The sequence below is a fragment of the Streptomyces boluensis genome (genome assembly GCF_009908195.1).
Lineage (GTDB): Bacteria > Actinomycetota > Actinomycetes > Streptomycetales > Streptomycetaceae > Streptomyces > Streptomyces boluensis.
The window spans coordinates 1-401 of the sequence record NZ_JAAAHS010000790.1; the positions used below are offsets into that span (position 1 = coordinate 1).

1 protein-coding gene is annotated in these 401 nt (G+C 71.3%); it reads left to right on the forward strand.

The window, feature by feature from the left end:
- Positions 1-267: TOBE domain-containing protein (locus tag GUY60_RS38110; RefSeq protein ID WP_161706061.1), on the forward strand; the 267-nt coding region annotated here is incomplete at its 5' end.
- Between the last annotated feature and the right edge of the window lie 134 nt (positions 268-401).

Sequence of the window (401 nt, forward strand, 5' to 3'; positions counted from 1 at the left end):
AAGCTGCCGGTACCGGCCGGCTCCGCCCAGGGCGCCCACGACGTGCTCGTACGCCCCGCCGGAGTACGGCTCGTGGCCGCCGCCGACGGCCTGGCGTGCACGGTGACGGGGCGCACCTTCCGCGGTACGCACGTCGCCGTGCACCTCAGGCCCGACGACGCGGGCGCACCCCGGCTCGAAGCGGCCTGCACGCTGCGGGAGGCGCCGGACGTGGGCGACTCGGTGGGAGTTGTCTTCGATGCCGGGGATGTCGTGGTGCTCGGCTGAGCACTTCGCGCTCACGATCACGTGACGGAGCAGGTCCTGGCCCTCAACGCCTGTTGACCGCGTTGATAACTTGGACCCTCAGTCTTCGCTCCGCTTCACGGGGGACCAATGAGCCAGCCCTGGCAACCCGCCCA